Origin of the sequence: Paenibacillus sp. 2TAB19 (assembly GCF_052115185.1) — a bacterium.
Classification (GTDB): domain Bacteria; phylum Bacillota; class Bacilli; order Paenibacillales; family Paenibacillaceae; genus Pristimantibacillus.
Map to the genome: position 1 here is coordinate 1 of NZ_JBFRGE010000012.1, position 23,487 is coordinate 23,487.

Annotated in this window: 21 protein-coding genes; 18 read left to right on the forward strand and 3 right to left on the reverse strand. The window is 50.7% G+C overall.

The features are described from left to right. Positions 1-59: 59 nt before the first annotated feature. Positions 60-1,985 carry an S-layer homology domain-containing protein gene (locus AB4Z33_RS07525; RefSeq protein WP_442049335.1) on the forward strand — a complete coding sequence of 642 codons (1,926 nt, stop codon included), beginning with the start codon at positions 60-62 and terminating at the stop codon, positions 1,983-1,985. 285 nt (positions 1,986-2,270) lie between these two features. Here AB4Z33_RS07525 and AB4Z33_RS07530 read toward each other — a convergent pair whose 3' ends face one another. The 3 genes from AB4Z33_RS07530 to AB4Z33_RS07540 are packed head-to-tail and all read right to left on the reverse strand — an operon-like array spanning position 2,271 to position 5,029. Beyond that, positions 2,271-3,329 (reverse strand): MJ1477/TM1410 family putative glycoside hydrolase, encoded by a 1,059-nt coding sequence (locus tag AB4Z33_RS07530; protein ID WP_442049336.1) that lies wholly within the window; start codon positions 3,327-3,329, stop codon positions 2,271-2,273. Between the two features lie 7 nt (positions 3,330-3,336). Then, positions 3,337-4,341 carry an N-acetylglucosamine kinase gene (locus AB4Z33_RS07535; RefSeq protein WP_442049337.1) on the reverse strand — a complete coding sequence of 335 codons (1,005 nt, stop codon included), beginning with the start codon at positions 4,339-4,341 and terminating at the stop codon, positions 3,337-3,339. Positions 4,342-4,384: 43 nt separating this feature from the next. Next, positions 4,385-5,029: a LysE family translocator gene (locus tag AB4Z33_RS07540; RefSeq protein WP_442049338.1), complete on the reverse strand. Its 645-nt coding sequence runs from the start codon at positions 5,027-5,029 to the stop codon at positions 4,385-4,387. 183 nt (positions 5,030-5,212) lie between these two features. Here AB4Z33_RS07540 and AB4Z33_RS07545 point away from each other — a divergent pair, with 183 nt between their 5' ends. The 17 genes from AB4Z33_RS07545 (at position 5,213) to AB4Z33_RS07625 (ending at position 23,322) form a co-directional block, all read left to right on the forward strand. After that, on the forward strand, positions 5,213-6,025 hold the full coding sequence (locus tag AB4Z33_RS07545) for a DUF6492 family protein (protein WP_442049339.1): 813 nt from the start codon (positions 5,213-5,215) through the stop codon (positions 6,023-6,025). Between the two features lie 14 nt (positions 6,026-6,039). After that, complete coding sequence (locus AB4Z33_RS07550; RefSeq protein WP_442049340.1) at positions 6,040-7,185, forward strand: glycosyltransferase family 4 protein; 1,146 nt, start codon at positions 6,040-6,042, stop codon at positions 7,183-7,185. Positions 7,186-7,198: 13 nt separating this feature from the next. Next, on the forward strand, positions 7,199-8,578 hold the full coding sequence (locus AB4Z33_RS07555) for a sugar phosphate nucleotidyltransferase (RefSeq protein ID WP_442049341.1): 1,380 nt from the start codon (positions 7,199-7,201) through the stop codon (positions 8,576-8,578). A 267-nt stretch (positions 8,579-8,845) separates the two neighbouring features. Continuing rightward, positions 8,846-9,778, forward strand: coding sequence for an MBL fold metallo-hydrolase (locus tag AB4Z33_RS07560; RefSeq protein ID WP_442049342.1), 933 nt, complete (start codon positions 8,846-8,848; stop codon positions 9,776-9,778). A gap of 409 nt (positions 9,779-10,187) precedes the next feature. Continuing rightward, positions 10,188-10,781 carry a TerD family protein gene (locus tag AB4Z33_RS07565; protein WP_442049343.1) on the forward strand — a complete coding sequence of 198 codons (594 nt, stop codon included), beginning with the start codon at positions 10,188-10,190 and terminating at the stop codon, positions 10,779-10,781. Between the two features lie 39 nt (positions 10,782-10,820). After that, complete coding sequence (locus AB4Z33_RS07570; protein WP_337100725.1) at positions 10,821-11,396, forward strand: TerD family protein; 576 nt, start codon at positions 10,821-10,823, stop codon at positions 11,394-11,396. A 120-nt stretch (positions 11,397-11,516) separates the two neighbouring features. Further along, positions 11,517-12,098 (forward strand): TerD family protein, encoded by a 582-nt coding sequence (locus AB4Z33_RS07575; RefSeq protein ID WP_442049344.1) that lies wholly within the window; start codon positions 11,517-11,519, stop codon positions 12,096-12,098. A 108-nt stretch (positions 12,099-12,206) separates the two neighbouring features. After that, on the forward strand, positions 12,207-13,472 hold the full coding sequence (locus tag AB4Z33_RS07580; RefSeq protein WP_442049345.1) for a TerD family protein: 1,266 nt from the start codon (positions 12,207-12,209) through the stop codon (positions 13,470-13,472). Between the two features lie 31 nt (positions 13,473-13,503). Continuing rightward, positions 13,504-14,250 carry a TerC family protein gene (locus tag AB4Z33_RS07585; protein ID WP_442049346.1) on the forward strand — a complete coding sequence of 249 codons (747 nt, stop codon included), beginning with the start codon at positions 13,504-13,506 and terminating at the stop codon, positions 14,248-14,250. Positions 14,251-14,541: 291 nt separating this feature from the next. Then, positions 14,542-15,687, forward strand: a complete 1,146-nt coding sequence (locus tag AB4Z33_RS07590) for an HpcH/HpaI aldolase/citrate lyase family protein (protein ID WP_442049421.1) — start codon at positions 14,542-14,544, stop codon at positions 15,685-15,687. Further along, positions 15,632-17,059: a phosphoribosyltransferase family protein gene (locus AB4Z33_RS07595; RefSeq protein WP_442049347.1), complete on the forward strand. Its 1,428-nt coding sequence runs from the start codon at positions 15,632-15,634 to the stop codon at positions 17,057-17,059. Before AB4Z33_RS07590 ends, AB4Z33_RS07595 begins: the two co-directional genes overlap by 56 nt. Continuing rightward, complete coding sequence (locus AB4Z33_RS07600) at positions 17,056-18,216, forward strand: cysteine protease StiP family protein (RefSeq protein ID WP_442049348.1); 1,161 nt, start codon at positions 17,056-17,058, stop codon at positions 18,214-18,216. Before AB4Z33_RS07595 ends, AB4Z33_RS07600 begins: the two co-directional genes overlap by 4 nt. Beyond that, positions 18,213-19,043, forward strand: a complete 831-nt coding sequence (locus tag AB4Z33_RS07605) for an HAD family hydrolase (protein ID WP_442049349.1) — start codon at positions 18,213-18,215, stop codon at positions 19,041-19,043. Before AB4Z33_RS07600 ends, AB4Z33_RS07605 begins: the two co-directional genes overlap by 4 nt. Next, positions 19,040-20,074: an ATP-grasp domain-containing protein gene (locus tag AB4Z33_RS07610; RefSeq protein WP_442049350.1), complete on the forward strand. Its 1,035-nt coding sequence runs from the start codon at positions 19,040-19,042 to the stop codon at positions 20,072-20,074. Before AB4Z33_RS07605 ends, AB4Z33_RS07610 begins: the two co-directional genes overlap by 4 nt. A 142-nt stretch (positions 20,075-20,216) precedes the next feature. Beyond that, positions 20,217-20,987 (forward strand): DUF456 domain-containing protein, encoded by a 771-nt coding sequence (locus AB4Z33_RS07615; protein WP_442049351.1) that lies wholly within the window; start codon positions 20,217-20,219, stop codon positions 20,985-20,987. A 70-nt stretch (positions 20,988-21,057) separates the two neighbouring features. Continuing rightward, positions 21,058-22,158, forward strand: a complete 1,101-nt coding sequence (locus AB4Z33_RS07620) for a toxic anion resistance protein (protein ID WP_442049352.1) — start codon at positions 21,058-21,060, stop codon at positions 22,156-22,158. 222 nt (positions 22,159-22,380) lie between these two features. Next, complete coding sequence (locus AB4Z33_RS07625) at positions 22,381-23,322, forward strand: methylenetetrahydrofolate reductase (protein ID WP_442049353.1); 942 nt, start codon at positions 22,381-22,383, stop codon at positions 23,320-23,322. Positions 23,323-23,487 lie beyond the last annotated feature (165 nt).

Below are 23,487 nucleotides of genomic sequence, written 5' to 3' on the forward strand. Positions count from 1 at the left end.
CGGGATGAATCCCGATCGGCTTACGAAGCGGATCACGGAATAGAATAGGTGAATGTAGATTGCAGAACTATATAAAGCGAAGCTCGTATTTGCTGTTGCTGCTCGTAACCATGGTATTGTTATCGAGCTGTGTATCCAATGCTAGTCTGATTACGATACATATGATCGAGGACGATATGGAGGATGGTCTGTCCTTGTACGGTCGATTCGAGGATGGTACCGTAACTAAGGCGGTATACAACGAGGATGGAATAAATCCGGGTTATGACGATTACATCATCAACAACCCTAACGAAAAATGGGTTGTCGGGGGTTATGTAACGGATGGAGTGATGAGCTGGGTTCCAGGGAATACCAATGATATCAGCATTAATGATATCATCACTCAGACCAACAGTATTGGTGAGTCGAAGCCCGATCAAGCTGCCGCATACGCAGTCATTGAAACTTATTCGCAAGTAGGAGACATTCCCGCTATAGATCTAAATTTGGGAGTGTCCGTTCATTCCGAAGACGGACAGTTGCTAACGCAAGGAAGTACAGAAGTGTTTGCAACATCGACTAATTCTGATATTAATCTTTATGGTCAAGCGACAATATCGGTTGGTAATGTGCCGGTTCGAGGAGTTTCATTGGGAACTTCCGAAGGCTACGTCAATTTTACAGGCATATCAACTGATGTCATTAATGGTCCTCCTACATCATTCTTAAAGTTGAAAAACGGCAGCAAAAACCTTCCTTTCTCCTTCGAGGCAAAAGCAGTTAAGAAACAGACACTGAGAAAAGGGGGAGCGAGCAAAGTATTCTCGCCTGCCGATCTAGCAACGGAGCGTGAAGGGAACGCGCTGACGCTTCTTGCCGCACCGGTGTCCAGTAACACAGACGCAGCTACCGCAGATATAGTGGACGGCAACCTGGTAATCCAACCTGGCACGCGTACAGGCAACGCTGTTATAACAGTCCAAGTAGATAATGGAGGTCCCTACACGCTCCCGGTCGACATTACGGTACAGGTTGTGAATCCTTCCGTGCCGGATAGCCCTAATACGGTGAATGGCCTTGTAGGCGGTACGCAGTCAGCGGATAGCGTGACGGTTAGCTTCCCTGCCGGCGTTGCTGATGGAAAGTTCAAGGTAGACATTGTGAAAATTACGGATCATTCAAGTTTGCCGGTAGAAGGAAGAACTGTTCTTGTAGGCTCAGCTTACTCAATTACGAAAGATACAACAGGCGGCTTCGATAAGGCGGTTACGATCACGATGAGTATCGATCCGGTATTGCTGGATACCGATTCGTACAGCTATGCAATCTATTGGTTTGACGAGGTGACTCAGAAATGGGTAAAGCTAGACCGTGTAACGGTTGATCGGGCAAACGGGCAAGTGACGGGTCAAACTGACCATTTTACGACATTCGCCGTATTAGGGACAGAGCTGGATAAGCCGGAGGTGATTGTTCCGGTGACATTGACTGATATTGCTGGCCACTGGGCAGAGAAGAGCATCGTCCAGTTAGTGGGCTTGGGCGTGCTTTCCGGTTATCCAGACGGCAGCTTCCAGCCTGAGGAAGAGATTACGCGAGCGGAATTTACCACAGCTCTTGTTAATGCGCTGAAGCTTCCTGTGACAGGCGACAGAGTGTTTGCTGACACGAGCGGACATTGGGCGCAGAAGCAGATCGCTATTGCGGCAGAGAATGGCATTGTTGGCGGCTACGAAGGTAATCTGTTCAAGCCGGATGCGTCGGTTACTCGTGAGGAAATAGCAGTGATGGTTGCTCGCGCAGTAGATCTGAAGCGCGGCGATAATGCTTTGCTTCCTAAGGATGCTGCTGCTATTTCTCCTTGGGCTGTAGACAGTGTTGCAGCGCTGATGGAGAAAGGTGTCATCAGCGGCTACCTGGATGGCAACTTCGATCCGAAAAGATTAGCGACGCGTGCAGAAGCGGCTGCAATTATTGTGAATACGTTAAATAAATTATTGTAATTATAGAACAAGGTTTAGGCCCTAACATCGCTATACAATAGCGGTATTAGGGCCTTTTTTTCTACAAATAAAATTCACTTGTATCAATATTGGTCGTACAAATTAACTGGAATTTCTCCCGTTATTGCGGCGCTCCACGTTCATTTTGATCAAATTGATGGAATTACTCCCGCTAATGTACCCTATTCTCGGTTTAATGTGTATTACTGATGAAATGAACTGGAGGAATTCCTGTTATTCTATATTCTTGGGGTCATGCTCAATAATTAACAGGAGAAAATCCCTTTATTTCATAAGCGAACTTGGACGTCCCGCAGGTTGAACACCGGCAATGACGTTCAAGTTATCAAGCTCGCGGTTGCTGCGCCCGGCGTAACAATAGAACCCTTCGGATTGACAGAGAATCGCATAACGCAGAATACGGATTTTGTTCATAAAAGGGAAGCCCCCAGGCTGATCTACATAATCAACAGATAATACGCGCTTGCCTGCGTCTGCTATTTGGCGGATATAAGCTAAGCGGTAATCAGTCTCGTCCTGTTCTTGCCGCTTCGTCTCGTTGAACCATAGGTCTTCGATGCCGATGCCGTCGATTGCGGACATATATTGACCGTCCTCATCGTACTTAATGATTCCCTCCCCGTTCTGGGGGAAAATCTGAAACGATTCGTTTTTGCCTCTAGCATACTCGGCAATTCGTTGTACGAAGGCGATCATGCGACTCGCTGATTCTTCTTCATCGATAGGATCGCCTTCCCTCTTCTCTTCGAGCCCTTCGCCATAGCTCTCAGCATCGCCCCAATAATAATAGGCGTCAACAATGTCCATATATAAGCCGTCGAATCCGGCTTCGATAATAGCGTCAAGACGGGGGCGGATGATGTTGTTCCACCAAGCCTCATCCCAATAGCGAACTTTGACGCTCTCCGGCCAATTCGGATTGGCTACTGTGCCCATCCACGCCGGGGCTTCCTTCTCGATGCGGAGTGCGCCGTCACGGAATTGTCCCCACTCGTTCTGCCAATAGGTACGGAAGTAGGACGCCTCGCCGATGCTTAAGTAAGCGAGCGGTGAGACGCCGGCCGTCTTAAGCGCCTCAATACGTTCTTTGCTGTAGCTCGTCTCATCTGTCCCGTCCTCGGTCGGGTCGATGACAGCAAGGGAATAGTCGCTGTCGGCCGCTTGCTCCGGCACAAAATTTTGCAACTGATACAGCCACGTCTGGCGCTCTTCAGCTCGTTCTTCGTAACGCCCCTCCAATGACTTGGAGTTAAGGAGTAAATATAGGAATACGGATGCTGTGCCCAGGACGACCACGGTGAGACCAATTAGCCAATAGCGCATAGTCGTATTAACCCGCCGCGATGAGCTTCTGCTGCAAGCTCTCTTCGTCGATCTGAATGTCTAGCCGCCTCAGTGCAAGCAGTACGGCGCCTGCGACAGGGGGGAGAGACGGCTCAGTAACGGAATAGCTCCGATTTCGCCCTAATGTGAGCTTCGCCGCAAGCGTACGGAGGAAGTACGGGCTGTTGGCAACGCTGCCTATGAAGGAGACCGGAATGGTTTCCGACTCGAAGGAGCGGGCGAGCAGCTCGATGCCGACAATCATTTGCTCGATTGCGCGATCGCACACACGAACAGCAAGAGGTACGCCTTCTTCCGCCGCGGAAGTTATGCAGGGAGCGAATTGGCCGAATCTGCGATTTCTCTCTCTGGCGTCTTCTTCGAAGCCGCTGCGGGCAAGCGATGCGAGTTCATCCAGCGTAGAGCAATTCCAATGGTTAAGCATGGCGGTTATAAGCTCGCCGTCTGAAGCGTCCGTACGTCCTGCCAGTGCTTCATACACGGCGTCATAAGCGATGAAGCGTGCTGCACTTGCCGCATAATGATGAAAGTTATAATTGCTAATGGCTTGTCCGCTCTCGGTAATCGCCAATATGTTCGAGCCTGTGCCTGCAATTGCGACAATGCCCGGCCGCGCCATAAGAGCCCCGTAGTGAGCAGCTACCGTATCATTGACATGCCACTTAGGGCAATCTAGACCGGGCACGTCGGTCAACTGCTCCACCCATTCCAAATCAGCAGGGGAATCATAGCCCGCAATGCCCGCGGCAACACCGCGAACCTGATGCAGCTCGGCGCCTGCTTCTGCAAGGGCTGAGACAATCGCTTGCCGGACATTCGTTGCTGCAGACAGATCTTTGTGGAACGAGGCCGCGCCATCGACAACAATTGATGCTCTTACATTTCCTGATAGATCAGCCACTGCTACGCGAGTGTAAGTCCCGCCGCCGTCAATGCCAATGACTACTTCCTTCATTGCCGTCATTCCATCAGCTCCATTCTTTCTGTTCATTTCGTTATGACTAGTTTAGCAGATTGCGGAATGATTTGTCCTTCTACCCGATGACATCGCGCAGCCCGTCCCAAAACACTTTAATAGCGAAATAGAGGAACAGCATAGCGGAGACAAAGGACAGCACTCTCACGATCTTTTCCTTGAAAAAAGCGCCGGACAAGCTGCTCGCGAGTGCTACGCCAAGCGACCAAAGGAGTCCAGCTGTAAAAAATCCAGCTATGAATACGAGCAATGCGCTGCGGTCCGACAGATCGAATGTGGCGAGCAGCGTTCCTGCCGCGAATGCGAACCAAGCAATGACGGTAGGCGAGGAGACGGCAAGACCCGCACCAGCAAGCCAGTCACGAAACAGCGGCCGTTCGGCTGCTATAACTGCGTCTATAGGAAGATCGCGCGGCCGCCATGTCTCGCGGAACATTTTGTAAGTAAAGTAGAACAGCACGCCGGATCCGATAATCCAAAACAGCCATTTGATGACTGCAATCTCAAATATGACGCTCACACCGAGCAGTGCTAGTGACAAGTAGAATAAATCCCCGAAGCAGGAGCCGAACCCAATCATGAACGATGGTTTGAAGCCGCGCTCCATCCCCGTCTTAATAATTGCGACATTTACGATACCTAAATCGCAGCAAAGCGATAACGAGAACAAAGAACCTTGAACAAACGGAAGCCATAATTCCACCCTTACATCTATCCTCTCTCTCTCTTTATTTTACACGCCTGCATTTCCCGCTGCATAGCATGACAATCTATCAATCTATGATTGGCAATAAGCCTCTTTCATCTACTCTCTTTCCTTTGCCCATTCAATCTCTTTCAGGGTCGCATATGATAAGCAAATAATTGCGAAATGGAGTTGAGAGCGATGCCGCTTGTTCAAACTGGACAGTCGCGGAATGAACGTAACCCCCGGATCGACGTGCTTATTCCCGCGATCGAGAAAGATTTGGAGACACTGCCCTTCGTCATCGATGCTGTTCGCAAGCAGTCGGTTAATGCGATTAGCAATATCTATATCGTTTCTCCGCGCAAGGCGTCGATCATGGAGCTGTGCCGTAAGAAGGGCTGCAAATTCGTCGACGAGAAGACAGTGCTTCCTATTACAAAAAACGATATTCAATACCATTCTGCTAAGTGGGAACGCGCAGGCTGGCTCTATCAGCAGTTACTGAAGCTAAGCGGCGATCGCATTTGCAAGGAAGATTTTTTCCTCGTCATAGATGCAGATACGGTTCTTATTCGTCGTCATAACTTCCGGACCGGCGGGAAAACCGTGCTGTATTGCCGGAATTGGAGCCAAGACGAATATTTCAATTCGTATCGCAGGTTAATGAAGCAGCCGGTAACGGCCAAGCGATCCTTCGTGACGCATTATATGCTGTTCGAACGGACTAAGCTGKCCGAGATGAAGCGATACATGGAGAAGCTGCACGGCAAGAAGTGGTATCAGGCTATTCTAGACAGCGTCGATAAGAAGAGGCAGTTCGGTTTCTCAGAGTACGAGACGTACGGCAATTATTTGTACACCCGCTATCGGGATCGGCTTGTTCTGACAACGAACCGTAATAAGGGGCTTCAGATGAGCGTTCGGCGCATGTCGCAACAAAAATGGACCGAGATGAGCGGCAAATACCGTTCATTATCATTCCACAAGCGCGAAGTTTACAAACGAAAATGAAAGGCGGCCGCATCGTGTCGAAACTTACGGTTGTATGGGAAGGGCCGATAGGCAGGAAGAGCGGAACGGGCATAGCAAGCAGGGAATACGTACATGCGCTTAGAAGGCAGGGAGTTAACGTCAAGGTCGGAGCTGCCAAACATCGCAAAGTTTTGCCAGATGGCGCTCACAGACCATTGATCTATCACCATACCGCAGACACGATCCAATTCGGCAAGCTTAGGCCTTATTATAAACCGATTATATTGAACACCGTATGGGAGACGACCAGAATTCCGAAGCGATGGCGTACTAACATCAACAAATTTGACGCGGTGTTTATCCCTTCGCTGCAGAATAAGAGAGCGCTGCGGGCAAGCGGAGTGAAGGTTCCGATCTATGTTGTGCCGCATGGCGTGCATACGAAGAAGTATCGTCCGGGAATTAAGAAGCTTTCTCTTAGCGAGGCCAAGGGTCGATTCGTGTTCGTATCGGTATTCGGCTTCCAACATCGCAAAAACCCCGAGGCTTTGCTCAGAGCTTACTGGGAGCAATTCTCGGCCAAAGATAAAGTGCTGCTCGTTATTAAAACAAGCGGATATAGCAGCAGCGAAACCGAGCAGTGGATCAAGAATAAGATTTCCAGCTATAAGAAGAAGCTTGGCATAGTTAAGCAAACAGCGCCGATTGTGGTTATTGCACGTCATATAAGCGAGCGGCAGGTTGCTGGCATCTATACGCTCGGGGATGCCTTCGTGCTGCCGACTCGCGGGGAAGGCGTCGGACTGCCGTTTCTTGAAGCGTTGGCAAGCGGTACGCCGGTTATCGCCACGGGATGGGGCGGTCATATGGATTTTCTTTCGAAGCGCAATTCCTTCTTGGTCAATTATAAACTCGTTAACCCTTCCTCTAGGATGAACGGCAAACATGCCATTTCGCGCTCGTTCCGCCATTTGTTCGCAGAGAGCGGGCAGCAATGGGCGGAGGCGGACATCGGAAGCTTGAAGCGGCAGATGAAATACGCTTACGATCATCCATGGCTATGCAAGAAGAAGGGACGGCAAGGATTGCGTGATGTACGGAAGATGACTTGGGGAAGCTCGGGTGCGGCGATGAAGCGGGCAGTCAATCAAATAGTAGGCAGAGGATCGGGAATAGAATCGGGAATAAAGCTGCAATAAGGAGGAATGAAAGATGCGAGTGGTGCTTTTATCGGGAGGTTCAGGAAAGCGGCTATGGCCGATGTCCAACGATGTACGGTCCAAAATCTATTTACGGCTTCTGCCTGACGGAGCCGGCGGCATGGAGTCCATGATCCAGCGTATAAGCAAGCAGTTGGAAGCGGCGGGACTGCTGCAATCGGCTTATATTATGACCCATAAGAGCCAAGCGGAAATAACAAAAAACCATATCGGCAACCGTATTTCGCTGCTGACCGAATCCTATAAGCGCGGTACGTTCACGGCAATCGCGCTGGCCGCCAGCTACTTTCATTCCGAATTAGGCGTACCGCTGGACGAGACGATCTGTGTCATTCCTGCCGACGCCTATGTAGAAGCGGACTTCTTCGCCACCTTGCGCCAGATGCCGGCCGCTCTAGCTGCGTCGGGCGCCGATCTGGCGCTGATCGGCACGCCGCCAACCTATCCAAGCCAGCAATATGGCTACATTGTACCGAAGAAGGGGGGCGACGAGAGCGGATATATTCCAATTGAGCAGTTCGTCGAGAAGCCGGATGAGCGGCTGGCGAAGCGGCTAATCCGCAAGCGGGCGATGTGGAATTGCGGTGTATTCGCGTTCTCGCTGCAGTTCATGCTGGACGCCTTGCGAGAGAGGAACTTTCCTACGCAATATAAGGATTGGAATGCCCTCTATGAAGGACTGCCGGAAATCAGCTTCGACCATGAAATTGTCGAGAAGACTGCTCGCGCGATCGTATTGCCTTATGCCGGAATTTGGGACGACCTAGGGAATTGGAATACGCTAACCGGCCATATGGGAAGCGCCATAGTCGGACTCGGCGATATAACCGACAGCAGCGAGCACACCCATTTGATCAACGAGCTATCGAGTCCAATCCATATTATCKACGTGCCGAATATTATAGTAGCCGCCAGCGCAGACGGTATTCTAGTCGCCCGCAAAGACAAGTCGAGCCTGATCAAGGAGAAGCTCGGAACGGCTCTTCCCTATCCGATGTATGAGGAGAAGATGTGGGGGAAAATGAGCGTTCTGCATCATGCGAGAGGCGAGCGGGGAGAAGTCGTCACGAGGAAGCTGGAGATCGAAGCAGATCGGCATACCGCGTATATGATGCATATAAAGCGGACGAAGGTATGGACCGTGGCGTCGGGTGAAGGCTCGTTCCTGTGCAACGGCGAGCTGCGCCGAATCGAAGCGGGGGATGTGCTTCATATAGCAAGCGGCACCAGATATGGGGCGAAGGCTTTAAGGACGCTTGTCATTATAGAGAACGACATCGGAGGAAGCTTGCTTAAAGAAGATGAAGTAAGCTTAGCTGAGACCTGGGAAAGCGCGCTGAGCTATGAGGGCTTGGGGCGGTCAGAGGCATAATTTGGACTTATGGCTGTCATTTATTATATGATTGATAATAGACTCGCTGCCTGGCGTCAGCCCGGCAGATTTCTCTATAAGAGGTGAGCTGTTATCTTTATCTTTATTATCGAAATAATCGTTGTTATAACCGTATTCACATACCTGCTGCTTAACTTCTATCCGGCCTTCGGCGGCAAGCTGACGAAGGAACGGAAGGAAGCGTTAAGCGCATCCAATCAGTATGAGAACGGCAAATTCATTAATGCAATTGCTACTTCTATGAATATGAGTTTCAAAGAGCAGGTGAAGGTAGCCTTTCAATTTATGAGGGGTAATCCGAAGAGCCGTCCAAGCAAGCCTGTTAAGGTAGAGACGTTGAACGCCGCTCGGCTGCAGAAGGCGAAGCGCCCGGCGATTACTTGGCTTGGCCATTCCGCGCTTCTGCTGGAGATGGATGGAAAGACCGTTCTAATCGATCCGATGCTCGGCAATGCGCCTTCGCCTTTTCCGATAATCGGAGGGAAACGCTTCAGCAAGCAGCTACCGATCGATATTGAGCAGCTTCCGACCATTGATGCGGTGATTATTTCCCATGACCACTACGATCATCTTGATTATGGCTCTATCATGAAGCTGAAAGACAAGGTTAAAAAGTTTTTCGTGCCGCTGGGCGTTGGTCCGCATCTGCTGCGCTGGGGCGTTGACAGCCAGAAGATTGCAGAGGGTGATTGGTGGGATGAGTTCGATTACGAAGGAATGACGCTGGCCTGCACGCCAGCCAGACATTTCTCGGGCAGAAGCTTGACGGACCGCAACGCTACGCTGTGGTGCTCTTGGGTGATTCAAGGCCATGACATGAGCGTGTTCTTCAGCGGCGACAGCGGCTACGGGCCGCACTTTAGCGAGATCGGGGGCAAGTACGGCCCGTTCGATCTGACTTTAATGGAGTGCGGACAGTATGACGATCGCTGGGAGGCCATACATATGATGCCGGAGCAGACGGTACGGGCGCATCTTGACGTCCGTGGCAAAACGATGATTCCGATTCACTGGGGGGCTTTCACGCTCGCGCTTCATAGCTGGACCGACCCCGTCGAGCGGGCGGTGAAGGAAGCGGCGCGCCTCGGTGCGTCGATTGCAACGCCGAGGATTGGAGAGACGGTCTATCTGGATGCGGAGGATTATCCAGTGTCGGCATGGTGGACAAGGGATGGGTAGTCGAATTCCGTCTTCACTAAATATCAACTAACGCTTCCATGATCTAAAATGGTATAATAGTAAAATATTCGGAAGTTGAATGAATCGGCAAAAGACTGTTTTGGCACAATAATGACGGCATGTCTTGTCATGGACAAGCTTTCGTGCTCGCGCCAGCTTGTTAAGTGAGGCTAATGACCCGTATTTGCGGCATCGAGCCCAAAAAAAGTTGAAACCTTTCCTGAAGATACAACGTTATAGTACGACATATCCAAGCGTAAACTGCTGTCGCCGTCTTTGGCGGCATAGGCTTTCGTTTCGCGGTGAAATATAGGCAGAAGAATAAGAGTGAAACTTATACTTTCCTATATTTTGAAAATTTGCGAAAGTTGCCGAGCGACTCTGCAAGGAAAGGAGGTGAACATATAAAATGGCTTCGATTAATCTAGTAAAGGGTCAAAAGATTGATCTGACGAAAGGCAATACCGGACTTACGAAGGTTATCGTCGGTCTTGGCTGGGACCCTGTCCAAACGAAAGGTTTCTTCGGAATGAAGAAAGCTCCGAACATCGACTGCGATGCGTCCGCCCTTCTTCTGAACGATTTTGATAAATTGGCGAAAGACAATCAACTTGTATGTTTTCACAATAAGACGAGTCCGTGCGGCTCTGTCATTCACTCCGGCGATAACTTGACGGGTGATGGCGACGGAGACGACGAACAAATTTATGTAGATCTAGCGAAGGTGCCTTCGGATGTTCATAAGGTGCTTGTCGTCGTTAATATCTACGATTGCGAGAACCGCAAGCAGGATTTCGGAATGATTCAGTCCGCGTATATTCGGATCATGGACGGAAATAGCAGCAATGAGTTGATTAAGTTCAACTTGAGCGACAATTATTCCGGTCTGACCGCGCTTGTATGCGGTGAATTGTACCGTAACGGCTCCGAGTGGAAATTTGCCGCGATTGGTGAAGGAACGCATGCTCCCCATATCAATCTGCTCGCAAACCGCTATAAATGATAATATCTATTTAAACTAATGAGAAGAGGCGAATGAACCATGGCTATTAACTTGTCCAAAGGTCAGAAGGTAGACCTGACGAAATCGAATCCAGGTCTGAGCAAAATCACAGTAGGTTTAGGTTGGGACACGAATAAATACGACGGCGGCAAAGACTTCGACCTTGACGTATCGGTTTTCTTGACGAACGCTGCTGGCAAAGTTGAATCCGAGAAAAACTTCATCTACTTCAACAACAAGCAGAACGAGAACGGTTCCGTCGTACACACGGGCGACAACCGTACGGGCGAAGGCGATGGAGACGACGAGCAAATCCAAATCGATCTAAATTCCGTTCCAGCTAACGTAGAGAAAATCGCATTCACGATTACAATCTACGAAGCTAATGAGCGCAACCAAAACTTCGGTCAAGTATCCCGCGCTTATGCGCGTATTCTTAACGAAGCTTCGAGCCAAGAGCTGATCCGCTTCGACCTAGGCGAAGACTTCTCCGTTGAGACTGGCGTAGTTGTAGGCGAGCTTTACCGCCACAGCGGCGAATGGAAGTTCAACGCAATCGGCAGCGGCTACAGAGACGGTCTTGCGGGTCTGACTCGCGACTACGGCTTAGCATAAGCAACAACCACACACAAGCTCAAGGCTTTCCATCCGGAAGGTCTTGAGTTTGCCTAATCTTATAGGGGTTTCTAGAAGACCCGTCTGGCCGGACATTCATGAAGAAAGAAGGAGATTCGTATGACAATCAGTCTTTCCAAAGGACAGAGAATCGATCTAACCAAAACAAATCCGGGGCTCACGAAAGTTGTAGTTGGACTTGGCTGGGACACGAACAAATACAACGGCGGCAACGATTTCGACTTGGACGCATCGGCTTTCCTTCTCTATGAGGATGGCAAGGCGAAGGGCGCTGACGATTTCGTATTCTATAATAATAAGAGCGGCGGAGCAGGCTCGGTTCTCCACACGGGAGATAACCGTACAGGTGAAGGCGATGGAGACGATGAACAAGTCCAGGTCGACTTTAGCAAGATCCCTGCATCGATTCATCGAATCGGCATCACCGTAACGATTTATGACTATGAATCACGCGGGCAGAACTTCGGTCAAGTATCGAATGCCTTTGTTCGTGTCGTAGATGCCGCAACGGATCGCGAAATTATGCGTTATGATCTGGGAGAGGATTTCTCGACCGAGACAGCAGTCGTATTTTGCGAATTTTACCGTCACGGAACGGATTGGAAATTCCAAGCAATCGGCAGCGGCTTCCAAGGCGGCTTGAGCGCGCTTTGCAAGAACTACGGATTGGATGCGTCATAGGAAAAGGTGGCTTGGTGATGAAGCGATAAGCTGAATCACCTTTCTTCAATAAGAAGTGAAGTACCGATTATGCCTGACACAGCAAAGTGCCAAAGGGTGGAGAGAAGGATGACCGTACAAATTATTAAAGGCCAGAAGGCCGATCTGACGAAGACGAATCCAGGTTTAACCGAGGTAGTTGTCAGCCTAGGCTGGCGCGCGCCAAGCTCGATGGAGCTTGATACTTCGGCATTTCTGCTCCGGGGAAACGGCAAGGTATCCGGAGACGACGATCTTATTTTTTATAATAATCCAACGACTAGCTTTATATCGTATCAAGATGGACAAGCTGGCGGGGACAACAAGCAGTTCGTTATTAAGCTGCAGCAGGTTCCGACTGCCATAGAGAAGGTCGCATTCTCCTTGACGATCTATGACAGTGATAACCGCAAACAAAATTTTGGACAAGTGGGGAACGCCTTCATCCGGTTCGTCAATAAGCAGACCGGCGCTGAAGTTCTTCGTTATGACCTTGGAAACGACTTCTCCGTTGAAACAGCTATTGTTGTTGGAGAATTATATAGATACAATGGTGAATGGAAATTTAATGCGATCGGTGCAGGATTTGCCGGTGGACTTGGAGCGTTGTGCGGCAACTTCGGCATTGAAGTGAACGATGAGCCGGCAGCGCCGCCGCCGTCGCCCGTACCGCAGCCGCCAGCCCCGAGGCCGGCGCCGCCTGCTCAGCCACCAGCGCCTAAGCAAGAATCGCCGCCCGTACCGCTTAATCTCAACTTGAGCAAAATCGAGCTGAAGAAAAAAGGCGATACGATTAATTTGAAGAAAACGGCAGGCGGTTTGGGTGAAATTCTGATCAACCTGAACTGGAATCAGCAGACGAAGAGCGGCGGGTTCTTCGGACGCGGCAGTAAAGGCGTTGATCTCGATCTTGCCTGCTTATACGAGCTGAATAACGGCGAGAAGGGCGTCATTCAAGCGCTCGGAGAAAGGTTCGGACAGCTGAACCGTTCACCGTTCATTGCGCTTGACGGCGACGATCGGACAGGCTCAGTCAAGACGGGCGAGAACTTGCGTATTAACGGTGCGCGAATTGCCGACATTAAGCGGATCCTCGTGTTCACCTTCATCTATGAGGGTGTGACAAGCTGGTCGCAAGCCGATGGCGTCGTAACCGTGAAGCAAGAAGGCGGTCCGGAAATCGTGGTCCATATGAACGAGCATGATAATAGCAAAGGAATGTGTGCGATTGCTATGATTCGTAATGTGAACAATGAGACGTTCAGTATCGAACGACTCGTTCAGTTCTATAATGGACATCGAGAGATTGACCAGGCTTATGGCTGGGGACTGCGTTGGGTCGCAGGCAGTAAGTAGCTTTTTGCAGTAGTCATCGCACTATGAGGAGATGGACAGGGTGGTAGATTTTTTTAACAGTGTCGTAGAAAACTACGGTCATTTTTTCTCTTGGCAAGAGGTTGTCAATACGTTGACCAGCCCGCAAAGCTGGACCATTATCGCCACACTAGTGCTGCTTGAAGGGTTATTGTCGGCAGATAACGCGCTCGTGCTTGCGGTTATGGTTAAGCACTTGCCGAAGGAACAGCAGAAGCGCGCGCTCTTCTACGGTATTATTGGCGCCTATGTCTTCCGCTTTATCGCGATCGGTTTAGGTACGGTTCTTGTTCAGATTACCTGGATAAAAGTGTTAGGCGCGCTGTACCTGCTTTATATCGCTTATTCAGGTATATTTAAGAAGAAGGAAGAGGAAAGCGAGACGAAGAACAAAGGCTTCGGCTTCTGGCGCACGGTACTTATGGTCGAGTTAATGGACATTGCATTCAGTATCGACAGCGTAATCGCCGCTTTCGGCGTCAGCGAAGAAGTATGGGTATTGTTCGTCGGCGGTCTCCTCGGCGTTCTGATGATGCGCGGCGTCGCGCAAGTATTCTTGAAGCTGATCGACAAGTTCCCTGAGCTTGAGATAACGGCATTCATCATGATTGCGCTTATTTCAGCGAAGATGCTAGCAGCTGCCTTGTTCCACTATGAGCTGAACCATTTCATTTTCTTCGGGCTGCTAATCGTCGTATTTGGCGGTACAATCCTGTTAAGCTCGATGAAGAGGAAGCGGGAAGAGAAGCAAGGCGCTTAATGACCCAATGAAACGACAATGATTGATCAATTCCCGCCACAAAAAAGAAAGTTATAGTCTGTTGCGAACGGCTCCGTCCTTTGGTAGTAACGCACATACCGCAGGTTGCATGGAAATGCACCCGCGGCGTGTACTTAGGCGGAGTCGTTTCTGTATCATGAACCATGGTATCCATCGACAGCATTAACGATTGCCGAGTAACCATGCATTCGAAATAAGGAGGAGACGGCTCTGAGATATTTTAACTATTTAACACGCGAAGAAGAGACTGCATTGTTCGTCAGTCCGCCCATACCTTTCAACCAATCCTCCGACAAAGACCTGCTCGCATACGCAGTAGGCGCGGCTTTATATATGCCGGCTACTCGGCAAACGATTGCAGAAGACCTGCTAAACGCCAAGCATGAAGGACTTGCTTCCATTGTCATTGATCTGGAGGATGCGGTCGGTGACCAGCAAGTCGAGCTTGCTGAAGAGATGCTGATGCAGCAGCTTTTTCTCATTGCCTCCTATGTGAAGATCGGCGTGCTGCCCGATTCGCAGCTTCCGCTTATTTTCGTAAGAATTCGATCCGTGGATCAGCTCAAGAGATTGATAGGGACTTTCGAGCAGTTAATTACGCATATAACCGGCTTCGTGCTGCCCAAGTTTACGCCGGAGAACGGCGAAGCTTATTTCTATGAGATTGCTTCGTACAACAAGACCAGGGGAGAATCGAGTCCTGTGCTGTACGGGATGCCGATCTTGGAGACGGCATCGGTTATTTACCGCGAGAGCAGGGTGGAAACGCTGCTGGGCATTAAACGCATACTGGACAAGTATCAGACATACGTACTCAATGTAAGGATCGGGGCTACTGATTTCTCAAGCTTATTCGGGCTTCGCCGAAGTCCGGATATGACGATCTACGAGATTGCGCCGATTCGCGATACGATCGCTGATATTATTAATATTTTTGGTAGAGTCGATTCCGGGTACGTCATTTCCGGTCCGGTGTGGGAATATTTCTCCAACCGGGAGCGCGTGCTCAAACCTCAGCTTCGCATAACACCGTTCGAGGAGGCGCTCGGCCATGTTGGCCGCGATCTTCGTTCGCTCTATATATCCAACTCTATGGACGGACTCATTCGGGAAGTCATCATGGATAAGGAAAACGGCATTACAGGCAAAACGATTATTCACCCGACGCATATTAAGCCGGTTCAAGCGCTGTATGCCGTCACGCATGAGGAATATATCGACGCGACAAGCATTATTTCGAACAATAACGGCTATCTTGGCGTCATGAAGAGCCAATACGCCAACAAGATGAATGAAATTAAGCCGCATCTGAACTGGGCAAGGCGCATACTGGCGAGATCACAAATTTACGGGGTGTTACATGAGCAGCAGCATTTTATCGGATTATTGCCCGGACATGAGCAAGTATACAGTTAATATATTGGATCGTATCGACGTTCAGATCGAAGTGACGCATAACCCGTTCGAGCTTCCGGTCGATCTGTTCTTTGCTATGGCGGCGAGAATCAACAAGAAGCGTTCCTTTCTATTCGTCAGCAAAATGCTCGGCAAGCATATTCCGGTCAATCCGTATACGTCGCTTCTAAGCGGCGCAGCGCTTGCGCTGCTGCTTCTGACGGAGCAGGATGATGATACAGCGCTTCGCGTCAAACCGCTGCTGCAACAGGCGCTGGAAGGTCTGCGTGACGAGAGCCAGGCGCAGGCTGCCTATGAAGCGCTGGTGGCTGCTAAGCTGTCGCCATCGGCGCCGCTTGCCTTTATCGGCTTCGCTGAGACGGCTACCGCGCTTGGTCATGCGATGTACAATGTGCTTGCGGAGCGAGCGACTTATATTCATACGACGCGCGAGGATATTCCCGAGCTCGTCTCCGTTATTAACTTCGAGGAAGAGCACTCCCACGCGGTTGCCCATCGTTGTTACGCATTGAAGCCGGAAGCGCTGTCCGGCACGGAGCCGATTGTACTGGTCGATGACGAGATTACGACGGGCAAGACGGCGCTTAATATTATTCGCGATATTCAGTCGAAGTTTCCGCGCAAGCGGTATATCATCGCTTCGTTGCTCGATTGGCGATCAGAAAGCGATGAGCGCGCCTGCGAGGAGCTGCAAGCTGAGCTTGGCATTGCGATTGAATCGGTATGCTTGCTGAAGGGGCGAATTACGGCAGTAGGCAGCCCGCCTGACGAGATACCTGTGCCTCGCGATCTGTCGGGCTTCCCGGAAGCAGAGATTTCTATTGTTCACTTAGGCGATAGCTTAGAGCAGGTAAAGCTTGCGGTAGGCTCCGGAGATTCGAGCGGCCATCCTAACGGGTCGCCGTACACGATCGCAACGGGCCGATTCGGTATCGAGGCGGCGCAGCGTTCGGCGATTGACGGAGAGATTAGCCGTATAGCGGAGGAGCTGCGGCAGCAGCGCAGCAGTGAACGGACGCTCATTATGGGCACGAGTGAATTCATGTATGTGCCGATGCGCATCGCGGCAGAGATGGGAACGGGCGTCCGCTACCAATCGACGACGCGCAGCCCGATTCATACATCGGACGAGCCTGGGTATGCGGTGACGAGCGGACAGCCGTATCCGTCGCCCGAGGACCTTGATGTGAGGCACTTCATCTACAATGTGGCGCCGGGGCAGTATGACGACATATTCGTCTTGTTCGAGCGGGATATGCCGCAGGAGCGCGTTGCGCCGATGCTTCAGATATTGCGGAGGCTGGCAGGCAGTAAAGTGCATGCGGTGTTCCTGACCGCGAATACGCACGGCTGGGAGAGTCTCGACCAATGAAGACGGAGAACAATGAAGCTGATGTACGATTGTCAGAGAAGATGATTGCACCTCCATCACCTATTGGCAGCTATGATCCTTCTGACGTGACGTTTCTTCTAAAGGATATAAGCTCGGTTCAGCTTGAACGGACGACCGAGGAACGGGAAGCGGCAATTCAATCCGGTGTACATTATTCCGAGATGCTGCCTACGGAATATGAGCCTTCTGCGGCGTATATCGAGCTATTCCACCGGACGCTGGATCAATCCGCTCGGGATGTCGCCCTGGCGGCGGCCATTGTCGCAGAGCGGATTGCGGCGAAGCTAGGCAAGGACGTAGTGCTAGTCTCGCTCGCGAGAGGCGGGACGCCTGCCGGCATTTTGATTAAGAGGTATTTGGCTTATCGCTACGGATGGGACGTTAAGCACTACAGCATCTCTATTATTCGCGGCAAAGGCATTGACGAGAACGCTATTCTATATATTTTGCAGCAGCATGGGGCTCATACAGAGCTTCAGTTCGTGGACGGCTGGACGGGCAAGGGCGCGATTCGCGGCGTATTGGCCGAAGCGGCCGAACAATTCGAATCCAAATATGGCTATCGCATGAATGATGATCTAGCAGTGCTGGCCGATCCCGGCCATTGCTGTACGCTGTTCGGCACGCGCGACGATTATTTGATCCCGAGCGCCTGCCTCAATGCGACGGTCTCGGGCTTAATCAGCCGTACCGTACAACGCGACGATCTGATCGGTCCTGGCGACTTTCATGGCGCGAAGTATTATGAGGAATGGAAGGATGCGGATTTGTCGCATACGTTCGTGGATACCGTATCGGCCAGCTTTCCGGACATTGCCGACGAGGCGGCTGCGCAAGCGGAAGAAATGGAGCGACATCCCGCCGCGGCAACGTGGCAAGGGCTTGCCGACATTCGCATGCTGCAGCAGAAATACGGCATCGACAACGTTAATCTTGTGAAGCCGGGTGTAGGAGAGACAACAAGAGTACTGCTGCGGCGCATGCCGTGGAAGATAATCGTGAACCGATTGGACAACCCGGGCTTGAAGCATATATTGCTGCTGGCCGAGGATCGGGGCGTGGCGGTGGAAGTTCTCCCCGAGCTGACATATTCTTGCTGCGGTATTATTAAACCGCTGAAAGGCGATACGGAATGATCTATGCAAGCGACTTGGACCAAACATTAATTTATTCGGCAAGATCGATCGGCGTGCCGACTGATTCGTATGGCATCGTGCCTGCGGAGAGGTATCAGGATAAGACGATTGCCCATATTTCGCAGGAAGCATTACGGATGCTGGCCTATTTGCCGCGTGACGTGCAGTTCGTTCCGGTAACGACAAGAACGGAAGCGCAATATCGGCGCATTCATATTTTCCAAGACGTGATCGTTCCGCAATACGCGGTGACGAGCAACGGCGGCAATATTATGAAAAATGGCGTACCTGATCGTGAATGGCGCTCGCATATCGAGCGGAAGCTGGCTGCCGGCGCGGCGTCTTCCGTGGAAGTGAGAACACATTTTGCAGAGCTTCTAAGCAGCGATTGGGTGCTGCGCGAGGACTTATGCGACGAGCTGTTCTACTCGATTCTGATCGATCGTGATCGGATGGATCTGGAAGCCGTTATGGAGAAGGCAGAGACGGTGAAGCCGCTGGGCTGGGAAGTATCCATTCAAGGGCGCAAAATCTACCTCGTGCCTTCCGTCATTAACAAATGGGATGCAATCGCCCATATCAAGAACCGCCTCGAGGAGCATGAGGTGATTGCCTCCGGCGATTCGCTGCTTGACCGCTGCCTGCTGGATCAGGCGGATTACGCGATCGCGCCCGCCCACGGCGAGCTATTCCGCGAGAAGCAGCGTGATCCAGCGTCGGTGACGATAAGATTCACAGAGCGCTCCGGTATCTTCGCGGCTAATGAGATCGTAAATTATGTCCATCATATCTCACAACAATTGAAAGCGGTGAACAACCCGGCATGAAGAAGAAGGTTAATCTGTATTTCAATCGATGGTTCTCGGTTTCCTATTTATATATGAATCATTTGCGCAGTAATCCGGACGGCGTGGAGTTCAACATTTTCGGAACGCATCCCGATCCGATGCATATGTCGCTGCAGGGCTGCGATTATGCTGAGGTTGAGCCGGTGCTGGAAGGTGTGGAATATGTTCAATACCTGGTCGATTTTTGCCGCAAGCATGAGATTGATGTATTTATTCCGCGCCTTAAGATGCTAGACATCGCTAAGCATGTGCATCTATTCGATGCAATCGGCACGAAGGTGCTCGTCTGCCGCGATACGGTGCTGCTGGAATCGCTTGTCGAGAAGGATCAATTCTATAAGTCGCTCGCTGGCAAAGGCATTATGGAAATTCCCGCTTACGAGATCGTGAACAATGCCGACGATTTCAAGGCTGCTTACGAGCGCCTTGTTGCCGCCGGACATCGCGTATGCTTCAAGCCGAACAATTCGGAGGGCGGCCTTGGCTTCCGAATTATCGATAATGAACGTGATCGGCTGCAGGAGCTGTTCGGTTATGTCACGCAGCTTACGTCTTTCGAAGACGCATATCGCACGCTGTCGAGTGTAGAAACCTTCGAAGATCTGATGGTGATGGAGCTGTTGCCGGGCCATGAATACAGCATTGACTGTCTCGCAGACGGTAACGGTCGCTTATTGGCGGCGGTGCCAAGGCGGAAGGAGAGCGGTCGCCTGCGCGTATTGGACAACAATGCGGAGCTGATCGAAATCGCTCACCGTGTTGCAGATACGTTCCATATTCCATTCAACTTCAACATACAAATGAAATATAACGGCGATACGCCGAAGCTGCTGGAGATTAATCCGAGAATGTCCGGCGGCCTTCATGTCACTTGTCTGTCGGGCGTCAACTTCCCATATCTTGCGGTGAAGTCGGCTCTAGGCGGAGAGGTTGGACCGATTACCCCGGAATTCGGCATCTGGGCAAGCCATATTGAGCAGCCGATGCGCATGCACGATTGGTCCAAATAAGATGATTTGCCAGCTGAATCCGACCTCTGAAGCGCGTGCGTGAGTTGACATGACCCTTATGTTATTTCTACAATATAAGGAATTATAAGTTGCACCTCTATAACTTGGCTTATAAAGACACGGCTTTAGGAGGTCGGGATTCATGGGATCGAAAAAAAATATGCTGGTAGGAGCCGGCGTCGGCTACGCAGGCGCAATCATTTCGAGCTTCTTCCTGCCTGAGTTCGCGTCGCTTGTCATACCTGCTGTAGGAGCAATGGTTGGCGGTCTACTTCCAAGTCGAAGCAGAACGCGGAATTCAATCGACGCCACGCCGTCTTCGCAGCAGCTGCCAAACGGCGGATATAATGGCGGCCAGCCTGTACAAGGTCAAATACAAGGTCAACCGGCACAAGGACAGCAATACAGTCCTCATCTCTTCAACCCGCAGCAGGGCGCACCCTTCCAGCAACAGCCGGAACCATCTCGCGCCGCTCCCGTAGTAGAGGAGACGAAGCAGAAGCCGGAGGTTAGCGCGGAGTTTGCTCCTGTCATTGAATATTTGGAAGTATTGGAAGACATGATTATATCCGAGGGCCGGAAGAATACGCTCGACAGCGAGATCGTCGACAAGTCGTTATCGTTGTTCGCCCGCGTGCAACGGGTCATTCCGCTGATTGACCAATTGGGCGACGGCAATATTAATCATACGATCCGCAGACTGGTCCTCAAAGATTTGAATGGCTTTATTAATCCGTTCCTACGCCTCAGCGGAGAAGCGAAGAGCAAGAACCGCCGCACGCTGTTGAATGGCCTTAAGGATGTCGATACGAAAATTTCCGATATCGCATCTACGATCGAGCATAAGGACTTGCTGGAGCTGCAGACCAAGGCGGAGCTTATTCACCAACGCTACAGAGGCTCCGATTTATAGAATCGCCAAAGTGATCATTCGCACCGCGACTGAAGCTTAAGACTAATAAATCGTTGTAGGAGGGGTTTAGATGGCAGTTCAAATGATGAATTTGAAGAAGGAAGACGAGCAGAAGGTTGAGCAGGAAGCATCTCAGCTTATACAGAAGGTGGCGCAGACTGATACGCTGTCGCTTGATCTCTTAATGGACGAGATCGGCAAGCTTGGCACGAAGACGCAAGAGAAAGCAGGACAGACGCTGAAGATGCTCGACCGTCCTGTCAACGACTTGATGTCCGGCAACCGAGCTGATGTATCCAACATGATTCTGAAGCTGCGCAGCGAGTGCGAGAGCTTGCAGCAAAGCAAGAACGTTGGATTCGTAGGCAAGCTGCTTCGCAAGAGCCCGCTTAAGAACTATGTGTACAAGTATCAGACGGTGAAGACAAACGTCGATGCGATTGTTACGGGTCTTCGCGATGGCAAGGACTCCCTTGAAGAGAACATCGTCAATATGCGTCAGCTGAAGCGTTCGTCGATCGACGAGATTTATAACTTGAATACGAAAATTGCTTTCGGCGATAAGCTGAAAGATTTGTTCGAGGTAGAAATCGCGAAGCCGGAGAACGAATCCCGCAAGACGCATCTGGAACGGGGTCTTCGCAAGGTCGTTACGCGAATCCAATCGATGACCGAGATGATCATGCTCTATAATCAAGCGATTGCCGCTACCGATATTATTAACGACAACAATGATAAGCTGATTGATTCCGTGAGCAATGCGATCGACAAGACGACGAACTTGATTACGGTGTCGGCGATGATCGCCCTTGCGCTGAACGATCAAGAAAAGGTAATCGCAGCCGTTGACGCGACGAACCGGACGATCGAGGAGCAGTTCAAGGAGAATGCTCGCTTGCTTCGGACGACGACGGAGAAAACGAATGAATTATTGTCAAAGCCGTCGATGTCGATGGAGGCTGTCAATCAAGCGATCGGCGATCTGATGGCTGCGCTTGATTCGTCCGAACAGTCGAATCGCCGCATCATCGACAGCTGCAAAGACTATACGGTCAAGATGACGGCCATCAATGGCCAGATGAATCAACGTCTTGGTCTTAACGCTGCAGCTACGCCGCAAGCGATTAAGGATGCCGCGTCAAGCGATGAGCTGAGCAGCTTTTTGAAATAAGAGTTGAAAGAAGAGGGGGACGCCTAGGCGTTCCTCTTTTTTTGTTGTCGAATAAATTAAATCCGATTGAAACGATTGGAATTTGCTAGTATGGACTAGCATTGAAGATTGAAAGCGGTTATTATAGAAGGAATTATATTGTTTGCAGGAAACATCCTATAGCGGAATCGCGGCTGCATACCTTGCAACTTGCAGCGGCATCGAAAAGGAAGTGTGCGATACATGTTGAAGCAGAAGATTTTGAACCGATCCACGGGGATATTGACATATGGCATTACGCCGCCGAAGAAGAGCCATACGCCGGAGAAGATGAACGAAATTGCGCAGAAGCAGCGCGAACGGCTGAGCAGTCTGGAACTGGACGGGCTTATTCTTTACGATGTGCAGGAAGAGGATGCAAGAACCGGTGAGGAGCGGCCTTTCCCGTATCTCGAGACAATGGACCCGAATACGTTTTGCAAGGAATACTTAAGCGAGCTCGATGTGCCGAAGATCATTTATCGCTGCGTCGGCAACAATACCGAAGAGGAAATGTCCAATTGGGTGCTTGGAGAACGGGAGCAGGATCGCTACTCCGTATTCGTTGGCGCGTCCTCCAGTCAGCAGCAAGTCAAGCTGGACTTGCTGGATGCCTACGAGCTGAGCAAGAAGCTCAATGACCGCATCGTGCTCGGCGGCGTCGTCATTCCGGAGAGACATATGAAGAAGAACGACGAACATATTCGGGTTGCGACGAAGACGGCCAAGGGCTGTCACTTCTTCATTTCACAGGCGACGTACAATCTGGAAGCGTCTAAGAACTTCCTATCCGATTACTACTACCATTGCAAGAACAACGATMTTGAGATGGTGCCGATACTGTTCAACCTTGCGCCATGCGGCTCGCAGAAGACGCTTGAGTTCATGAAGTGGCTTGGAATCAGCATTCCGAGATGGCTGGAGAACGATCTTGTTAATTCCAACGATATACTGGACAAGTCTATTAATCTATCGCGGAAGATTTTCGAAGAGTTGTTCGAATTCGGCTTGGAGAAAGGCGTTCCGATCGGCTGCAGCGTAGAGAGCGTGTCGACGAGAAAGGTCGAGATTGAAGCCTCTATCCAGCTTGCTAAAGATATTAGAGAAATTATGGATAAGAAGCTGCTCAGCGCTGTGATTCGTTAAYATAGTGTCAAGCCCTCCCACATACAGTAATGGTAACTGGATGAAGAGGAGAGGAGGCTCTATGGTACCCTCGATCCTGCTGGGCGTTATCATCGTTGTGTTGATTGTCGTAGCAAGCAGTGAGAAAGCGGAAGCTATAGCCGAATTGAACGATGGATAGCCATA

Bases quoted from the DNA above. Each gene is read 5' to 3' on its own strand.
- AB4Z33_RS07570 (WP_337100725.1), top strand. From the start codon at position 10,821: ATGGCTATTAACTTGTCCAAAGGTCAGAAGGTAGACCTGACGAAATCG.
- AB4Z33_RS07575 (WP_442049344.1), top strand. From the start codon at position 11,517: ATGACAATCAGTCTTTCCAAAGGACAGAGAATCGATCTAACCAAAACA.
- AB4Z33_RS07560 (WP_442049342.1), top strand. From the start codon at position 8,846: ATGAGTTTCAAAGAGCAGGTGAAGGTAGCCTTTCAATTTATGAGGGGT.
- AB4Z33_RS07580 (WP_442049345.1), top strand. From the start codon at position 12,207: ATGACCGTACAAATTATTAAAGGCCAGAAGGCCGATCTGACGAAGACG.
- AB4Z33_RS07585 (WP_442049346.1), top strand. From the start codon at position 13,504: ATGGACAGGGTGGTAGATTTTTTTAACAGTGTCGTAGAAAACTACGGT.
- AB4Z33_RS07600 (WP_442049348.1), top strand. From the start codon at position 17,056: ATGAAGACGGAGAACAATGAAGCTGATGTACGATTGTCAGAGAAGATG.
- AB4Z33_RS07620 (WP_442049352.1), top strand. From the start codon at position 21,058: ATGGCAGTTCAAATGATGAATTTGAAGAAGGAAGACGAGCAGAAGGTT.
- AB4Z33_RS07605 (WP_442049349.1), top strand. From the start codon at position 18,213: ATGATCTATGCAAGCGACTTGGACCAAACATTAATTTATTCGGCAAGA.
- AB4Z33_RS07595 (WP_442049347.1), top strand. From the start codon at position 15,632: ATGAGCAGCAGCATTTTATCGGATTATTGCCCGGACATGAGCAAGTAT.
- AB4Z33_RS07535 (WP_442049337.1), bottom strand. From the start codon at position 4,341: ATGAACAGAAAGAATGGAGCTGATGGAATGACGGCAATGAAGGAAGTA.
- AB4Z33_RS07615 (WP_442049351.1), top strand. From the start codon at position 20,217: ATGGGATCGAAAAAAAATATGCTGGTAGGAGCCGGCGTCGGCTACGCA.
- AB4Z33_RS07530 (WP_442049336.1), bottom strand. From the start codon at position 3,329: ATGCGCTATTGGCTAATTGGTCTCACCGTGGTCGTCCTGGGCACAGCA.
- AB4Z33_RS07610 (WP_442049350.1), top strand. From the start codon at position 19,040: ATGAAGAAGAAGGTTAATCTGTATTTCAATCGATGGTTCTCGGTTTCC.
- AB4Z33_RS07565 (WP_442049343.1), top strand. From the start codon at position 10,188: ATGGCTTCGATTAATCTAGTAAAGGGTCAAAAGATTGATCTGACGAAA.